The sequence below is a fragment of the Nocardia seriolae NBRC 15557 genome, assembly GCF_007990715.1.
In the GTDB taxonomy this organism is placed as follows: Bacteria; Actinomycetota; Actinomycetes; order Mycobacteriales; family Mycobacteriaceae; genus Nocardia; species Nocardia seriolae.
On record NZ_BJWY01000203.1, the window covers coordinates 1 to 7,357 of the forward strand.

Below are 7,357 nucleotides of genomic sequence, written 5' to 3' on the forward strand. Positions count from 1 at the left end.
AGTACTAGCCGAACAGTCCGATTTGCTGGATTTCGCGCGAAATCCGGGGCTTCGGGCTGAAAATTTCTACCCCAACCGACCATCTGTCTGCGACAGCTCCATAGGATGCGGACCAGGCGTGGGAGGTAACGGGTATGGCAGGACAACGTTTGTCCGTCACGCGGCGCACGGTGCTGCGTTCAGCGGTGGCGGCCGGGGCGATGGCGGGAACGGTGGCGGCGGGGGCCGTCCGCCCGACCGCCGCCCGGGCCGAGACCGGACGTCGGGTCGCGGTGCTGGGCGGAGGTGTCGCGGGTCTGACCGCGGCACACGAACTGGCCGAACGCGGCTTCGAGGTGACCGTCTACGAGCGGCGGGCGCTGGGCGGCAAGGCGCGCAGCATCGCCGTGCCGGGCAGCGGCAAGGACGGGCGGCCGGAACTGTGGGGTGAGCACGGATTCCGGTTCTTCCCGGGCTTCTACCGCCACATACCCGACACCATGCGGCGAATTCCCTTCGCGGGCAATGCCAACGGTGTATGGGACAACCTGGTCGCGGCCCCCGAGGCGCGGTTCTCGCGCACCGGCATGGACGACACCATCATTCCGATGGGCAAGTTCGGGAAGATCTGGTCCACCCCCGACGACTTCCGCGAGTCCGTCGGCTCGGCTATCGCGACATCCACCAATATGGGGACCGCGGACGCCCTGCACTTCGCCAAGCGCCTGCTGGTCTTCAACTCCAGCTGCGATGCCCGCCGCTACGGACAGTGGGACCTGGTCTCCTGGCGCGACTACGTGGGTGCGGGCAAGCGCTCCAAGGAATTTCGCATGCTGCTCTCGCGCACGCTCACCACACTGCTGGTGGCGGCGAAGGAGGACAAGGCCAGCACCCTCACCATCGGCACCATGGGCGAGCAGTTCCTGGGCAAGCCGCTCGAGGTCGGCAATGACGGCGCGCTGGACCGCCTGCTGAACGGAGCCACCAACGAGGCCTGGATCGACCCGTGGGTCAACCGGCTGCGCGATCTCGGCGTCGCCTTCGTCAACGCCGAGGTCCGGGGTCTGGAGCTGGACGGGGCCCGGATTTCCGGTGCTCGGGTGGTGGATTCGTCGGGCGCGGCCCAGACGGTCACCGCCGACCATTTCGTGAGCGCCATGCCCGTGGAGGTGGCCCGCACCCTGTGGACGCCCGAAATCCTGTCGCTGCGACCGGAATTGGCGGGCATGAACCAGCTGACGGTGGACTGGATGACCGGCATCCAGTTCTTCCTGCGCCGCCCGACCGATATCGCGCGCGGCCACGTCGCCTACGTCGACTCGCCGTGGTCGCTGACTTCCATTGCGCAGGGCCAGTTCTGGAACCGCACCCCGATCACCGGCCTGGGCGACGGCACCGTGCGCGACTGCCTGTCGGTCGACATCTCCGACTGGAACACCCGCGGCACGCTCTACGGCAAGACGGCCAAGGAGTGCAGCCCCGACGAGATCGCGCGCGAGACCTGGGCGCAGCTGAAAGCACACCTCAACGACCGCGCCGACCTGCTGCGCGACGACGACCTGCACTCCTGGTTCCTGGACTCCGGAATCGCCTGGGACGCCGCCGCGGGGCGCAATACCAATGCCGACCCGCTGCTGATCAACGCCGCGGGCTCGTGGTCGCTGCGTCCGGAATCGCACTCCGATTCGCTCCAGAACCTCTATCTGGCAGGCGATTACGTGCGCACCAATGTGGACCTGGCCACCATGGAGGGGGCGTCCGAGGCGGCCCGCACCGCGGTGAACAAGCTGCTCGACGTGTCCGGTTCGGATGCCCCGCGCTGCAAGCTGTTCACGCTCTACCGCACCGAGGTGCTGGAACCGTTCCGGCAGCTGGACGCGGCGCGCTACGCGGCGGGACAGCCGAATATGTTCGACGCGTAGGTAGTTCCTCACACCGGCCGAAATTCGCTGGTGCGCACGGGCGCCGGGCGCGTTGAATCGAGCCATGAGCGAGATCACCGACCCGGCCGAACTGCGCGAACTACTGGGGGAACCCAATCCGCGCGCCGTGTCCAAGGAGCGCGTCGCGCTGCACGAGCGGGACAAGCAGTGGATCGCCAACTCCCCGTTCAGCGTGCTGTCCACCAGTGACGCCGAGGGCAATTGCGACGCCTCGCCGAAGGGTGACCCGGCCGGTTTCGTGCGGGTGCTCGACGACCACACCATCGTGATCCCCGAGCGCCCGGGCAACCGCCGCGCCGACGGTTATCTGAACATCCTGTCCAATCCGCATGTGGGCGTGCTGTTCCTGATCCCCACCCGCGGTGAGACGCTGCGCGTGAACGGCCGCGCCCGGCTGATCCGTGACGCACCGTACTTCGACGACATGGTGGTCAAGGGTCATCGCCCGATCCTGGCCATCGAGATCGCGATCGAGCAGATCTTCTTCCACTGCGCCAAGGCCATGCTGCGCAGCGACCTGTGGAAACCGGAGAAATGGGCCGAGGTCGACATGCCCTCGCACGCCCGGATGGTCAAGGAGCTGCAGCCGAACACGACCGAAACGGTGGAGCAGCTGGAGGACTACTACGCCAACCACTACGAGGCATTGCTCTACAAGAGCTGAACGCACCAGGTTCGCGGCGCGTCTCGTTCTGGACTGAGTGGAGCGGGGGAGCGTAGCGGAGGAGCGGAGGGAGGGAAGAACGAGACCTCCAGCGCCGCGAACCCGCCCGGAGCGAAGCGGAGGGCAAATTAGACACAGCCGCCCGCGCATCACACTCACCGTCCCAATAAACTCGCGGCGTGGCAGACATCTCGATGCGCGGACAGTTGGCGCTGCGGGCGGCGACGGCGGCGTCGTGGGCCTCGCGGCGGGCCGGGCGCGGCAGCGGCTCCATGATCGGCGGGCTGATCGCGCTGAAGATCGACCCCTCGATCATGGGTCAGCTGGGTCGCGGCAAGCGCACTGTGCTGGTCACCGGCACCAACGGCAAGTCCACCACCACCCGCATGACCACCGCGGCGCTACAGACCCTGGGCCGGGTGGCCACCCAGGCCGACGGCGCGAACATGGACGCCGGGATCGTGGCCGCGCTCACCGCGCACCGTACCGCGCCGCTGGCGGCCATCGAGGTGGACGAACTGCACCTGCCGCACGTGGCCGACGCCCTGAACCCCTCGGTCGTGGTGTTGCTGAACCTTTCCCGCGACCAGCTGGACCGGGTCGGCGAGATCAATATGATCGAGCGCCGCCTGCGCGAGGGCATGGCCCGCCATCCCGCGGCCGTGCTCGTCGCCAACTGCGATGACGTGCTGGTCACCTCCATCGCCTACGACCACCCGAATGTGGTGTGGGTATCGGCCGGCAGCGGCTGGTCGGTGGACGCCACCAGCTGCCCGCGCAGCGGCGAGCCCATTGTGTGGGAGGGCGAGCACTGGTACAGCACCGGCGCGGATTTCAAGCGCCCCGAGCCGCAGTGGCGGGTCGACGAGCACGCGCTGTACGGGCCGGACGGGCTGGAAATCCCGCTCTCCCTTGCCCTTCCGGGCCGTGCCAATCGCGGCAATGCGGCCCAAGCCGTGGCCGCCGCGGTAGCGCTGGGCGCGGATCCGGCGAAGGCCGCCGCGGCCACCGGCACCGTCCGCGAGATCGCGGGCCGCTACCGCAGTGTCGACGTGGACGGCCGCAGCACCCGCATGCTGCTGGCCAAGAACCCGGCGGGCTGGCAGGAGGCGCTGTCCATGATCGACCCGGCCGCAACGGGTCTGGTGATCGCGGTCAACGGCCAGGTGCCCGACGGCGAGGACCTGTCCTGGCTGTGGGACGTGTGCTTCGAGCTCTTCGAGGGCACCCAGGTGGTGGCCGCCGGCGAGCGCGCCACCGACCTCGCGGTGCGCCTGACCTACGCTGGAGTCGAGCACATCACCGTCGCGGATCCCTTGCGCGCCATCGCCTCCTGCCCTCCCGGCCGCGTCGAAGTGCTGGCCAACTACACCGCGTTCCGCGACCTGAACCGCGATCTGGAGGCGGGGACCAAGGCATGAGTGAATCCACCGTCCGTATCGGCCTCGTCCTGCCCGACGTCATGGGCACCTACGGCGACGGCGGCAATGCCGTCGTCCTGCGCCAGCGCGCCCGCATGCGCGGGTACGACGCCGAGATCGTCGAAATCCCTTTGACCGAGCCGGTTCCCAACTCGCTCGACGTCTACACCCTCGGCGGTGCGGAGGATTCCGCCCAGCGCCTGGCCACCCGCCACCTGCAACGCCACCCGGGCCTGCAGGAGGCCGCCGGACGCGGCGCGCCGGTGCTGGCCATCTGCGCGGCGATCCAGGTGCTCGGCCACTGGTACGAGACCTCCTCGGGCGAACGCGTCGACGGCGTAGGCCTTTTCGACGTCACCACCTCACCCCAGGACAAGCGCGCCATCGGCGAGGTCGCCACCCAGCCACTGATTCCGGGCCTCTCAGCGCCCCTCACGGGCTTCGAAAACCATCGGGGCGGTACCAAACTCGGTGGCGACGCCAAACCGCTCGGACGGGTCACCAAGGGCGTCGGCAACGGCGTCGGCGACGGTCTCGAGGGCGTCATCCAGGGCTCGGTGCTGGGCACCTACATGCACGGCCCGGCGCTGGCCCGGAACCCCGAGCTCGCCGACTACCTGCTGTGCCGGGCGCTGGGCGTGGATTCGCTTCCGCCCCTGGATCTCCCCGAGGTCGATCAATTGCGCCGCGAACGCCTCCGGGCCTGAGCGAATCGGTGATATCGGTCAACAGAATCCGCCGACCGCTGTGAGAGTCGACGAACCTGTTGAGCGGGGGCCGACCGCCCGGTAATCTCGCGCGCGGTCACGGGTTGATGAGGGAGGTGACCGGTTGCGTAGGCGCGCCGTACTCAAGGCTGCCGGGATGGCGGCTCTGCTGGCGGGCGTCGGGACGGGTGCCGCCACGCGCGGCGCGGGCCCGGCGTCGGCCAATCCGCTGTGGAACGCGCTCTTCCAAGCGTGGGTGCCCGAGATCTTCGCGCCGCTACCGGATCCGCCGGAACACAGCGAGGCCATCGTCATCGGCTCCGGCTTCGGTGCCGCGGTGACCGCCCTGCGCCTGGCCGAGGCCGGGGTGCAGAACACCGTGCTGGAGCGCGGTTCCCGCTGGCCCAACGACCCGTGGCGGGAGATCTTCACCGGCGACGACCTGCCGGACGGGCGTGGCTTCTGGCATCGCACCAGCTTCACCGGCGTCACCAAGGTCCCCATGCCGTGCGCGGATTTCGGTGGCGTGCTGGACGTCACCCAGTACCCGGGCATCGACGTGTGGCGCGCGGCCGCGGTCGGCGGCGGGTCCATCGTGTTCACCGGGGCCATGGTCGCGCCGCCGAAGCGCCTGTTCGACCAGGTCTTCGGGGGCGTGGTGAGCTACGACGAACTGGATTCGGTCTACTACCCGCGGGTCCGGCAGATGCTGCGGCTGTCGAGCATGCCCGCGGACGTGTACGACTCCGCGCCCTTCACCCATTCGCGGATGTGGGATCAGCAGGTGCGGGCCGCGGGATACGAACCGCAGGCCAATGATTCGATCTTCAACTGGGATGTCATCCGCTCCGAACTGGGCGGGGCCAGCCGCGCCTCCGCGACCGCCGCGCGCAGCAATCTCGGAAACTCCAACGGCGCCAAGTTCGATCTGAACCAGAACTATCTGCGCTACGCCGAGGGCACCGGCCGCTCGGCCATCTTCCCGGGCCACCGCGTCGACTCCATCGGCCAGGACGGCGGCAGGTACGTGGTCACGGTGACCAAGCTGAGCCCCACCGGACAGGTGCTCGGCACCCGCACCCTCACCTGCGACCGCCTGTTCCTGGGCGCGGGCTCGGTCGGCACCTCCGAACTGCTGGTCCGCGCGCAGGCCACCGGCACCCTGCCGAATCTCAACGAGCACGTCGGCGACGGCTGGGGCACCAATGGCGATGTGGTGCTGGCCCGCAGCAGCAGCGCGCTGGCTTCGACCGGCGGCGGCGTCCCCAGCGCCAGCCGCATCTTCGACGACTCGGGCATGCCGCTGCACCTCGAAAACTGGTACGTGCCCGGCATTCCGGTGGACACCGGCGCGATCGCCTCGCTGGGCATCGTGCTGGATCCGACCCGCGCCCGCTTCGGCTACGACCGGGCCAGCAATGGCGTCGGGCTGAGCTGGCCCCGCGCGGCGCAGGACGCGGTGGTCGCGGCCTGCCGCGCGGTCGATCACAAGGTGGCGCAGGCGGGCGGCTCGGTGGTGGACTACACCCCGATCGCCTATGACGCACAGGGCTTCTTCACCGCCCACCCGCTGGGCGGCGCGGTGCTGGGCCGGGCCACCGACGGCTACGGCCGCGTCATCGGGCACCCGGGCCTCTACGTCATGGACGGCGCGGCCATTCCGGGCAGCACCGCCACCGTGAACCCCTCGCTCACCATTACCGCTGTGGCCGAACGCAATATCGAGGCGATCATCCGCGCCGGGCGGTAGGCCGCAACCGAGGCCCCCTTCCCCGTCATTTGCGCCGACTACGCTGGCGTGACCGTTCGATGTGGAAGGGGACGTCGTGATCGAGCCCGTCGCGCCGGAGGCGGACGAATATCCACACAAGCCCCCGGCCCTGTGGACCGATTTCGTCATGCTCGCGCTGGCGGTGGTCTCGGTGGTGCTGGTCGCGTGGGTGACGTTCTTCCCGGTGGCCGATCAGACCTACCGGTTCATCCGGATCGCCGACTACAGCATCTGCGCGGTGTTCGCGGCCGAATTCCTGTGGCGCTGGCGGCGTGAGGGCTGGAGCTGGACCTTCCCGTTCGTCTACTGGTACGAGGTCCTCGGCATGATTCCGGTGACCAGCCCGTTCTTCCGCGGTTTCCGGCTGCTGCGCGTCGTGGTGATCGCGGTCCGGGTGGGCCGGGTCGCCGACCGCGCCTTCGGGGATCGGATCACCGCGGCCGTGGTGAACCGTTCGGTGGGCGCGATCGTCGACGCGATCAAGCGACCGGTGACCATCGCGGTGCTGGAGGAGGTCGCCGAGGTGTTGCGCACCGGCCACTACACCCGCAATATCGCCAGCGCGCTGGAGGAGAACCGCGCCGAGATCGATCAGATGATCCTCGAGGTGATCCGCAACGACCCGCAGCTGGGGAAGGTGCGCTACGTCCCGTTCCACGAGGAGATGATCCGCGGCATCGCCGACGCCAGCTTCCGCGTCATCTTCCAGGTGCTGGCCGATCCGCGCACCGACGAACTGGTGGCGGATGCCCTGCGCGAGAACATCGATCAGATCCGGGAGGCCGTGCACGCGGGGGAGCGGGTGCCGGAGGCGATCGACCACCGGCCGGTCCCGCGCACCTGACTACCCCGGGCACCCGTGCCGCTAGTAC

Annotated in this window: 6 protein-coding genes; all 6 read left to right on the forward strand. The window is 69.1% G+C overall.

Going from position 1 to position 7,357, the window contains the following annotated elements; all coding sequences use genetic code 11:
- The first annotated feature begins 134 nt into the window (after positions 1-134).
- On the forward strand, positions 135-1,901 hold the full coding sequence (locus tag NS2_RS34470) for a hydroxysqualene dehydroxylase (RefSeq protein WP_147207427.1): 1,767 nt from the start codon (positions 135-137) through the stop codon (positions 1,899-1,901).
- Positions 1,902-1,965: 64 nt separating this feature from the next.
- The gene (locus NS2_RS34475) at positions 1,966-2,586 is read left to right on the forward strand and encodes a pyridoxamine 5'-phosphate oxidase family protein (protein ID WP_033091536.1); all 621 of its coding nucleotides are present in this window, start codon (positions 1,966-1,968) and stop codon (positions 2,584-2,586) included.
- A gap of 194 nt (positions 2,587-2,780) precedes the next feature.
- A complete protein-coding gene (locus NS2_RS34480) occupies positions 2,781-4,007 on the forward strand; it encodes a Mur ligase family protein (RefSeq protein WP_033091539.1) in 1,227 nt (408 codons plus the stop codon).
- Positions 4,004-4,714, forward strand: coding sequence for a type 1 glutamine amidotransferase (locus NS2_RS34485; protein WP_033091537.1), 711 nt, complete (start codon positions 4,004-4,006; stop codon positions 4,712-4,714). Before NS2_RS34480 ends, NS2_RS34485 begins: the two co-directional genes overlap by 4 nt.
- 157 nt (positions 4,715-4,871) lie before the next feature.
- Positions 4,872-6,464 carry a GMC oxidoreductase gene (locus NS2_RS34490; protein WP_162483915.1) on the forward strand — a complete coding sequence of 531 codons (1,593 nt, stop codon included), beginning with the start codon at positions 4,872-4,874 and terminating at the stop codon, positions 6,462-6,464.
- A 76-nt stretch (positions 6,465-6,540) separates the two neighbouring features.
- On the forward strand, positions 6,541-7,329 hold the full coding sequence (locus NS2_RS34495) for a hypothetical protein (protein ID WP_052087077.1): 789 nt from the start codon (positions 6,541-6,543) through the stop codon (positions 7,327-7,329).
- Positions 7,330-7,357: the final 28 nt, after the last annotated feature.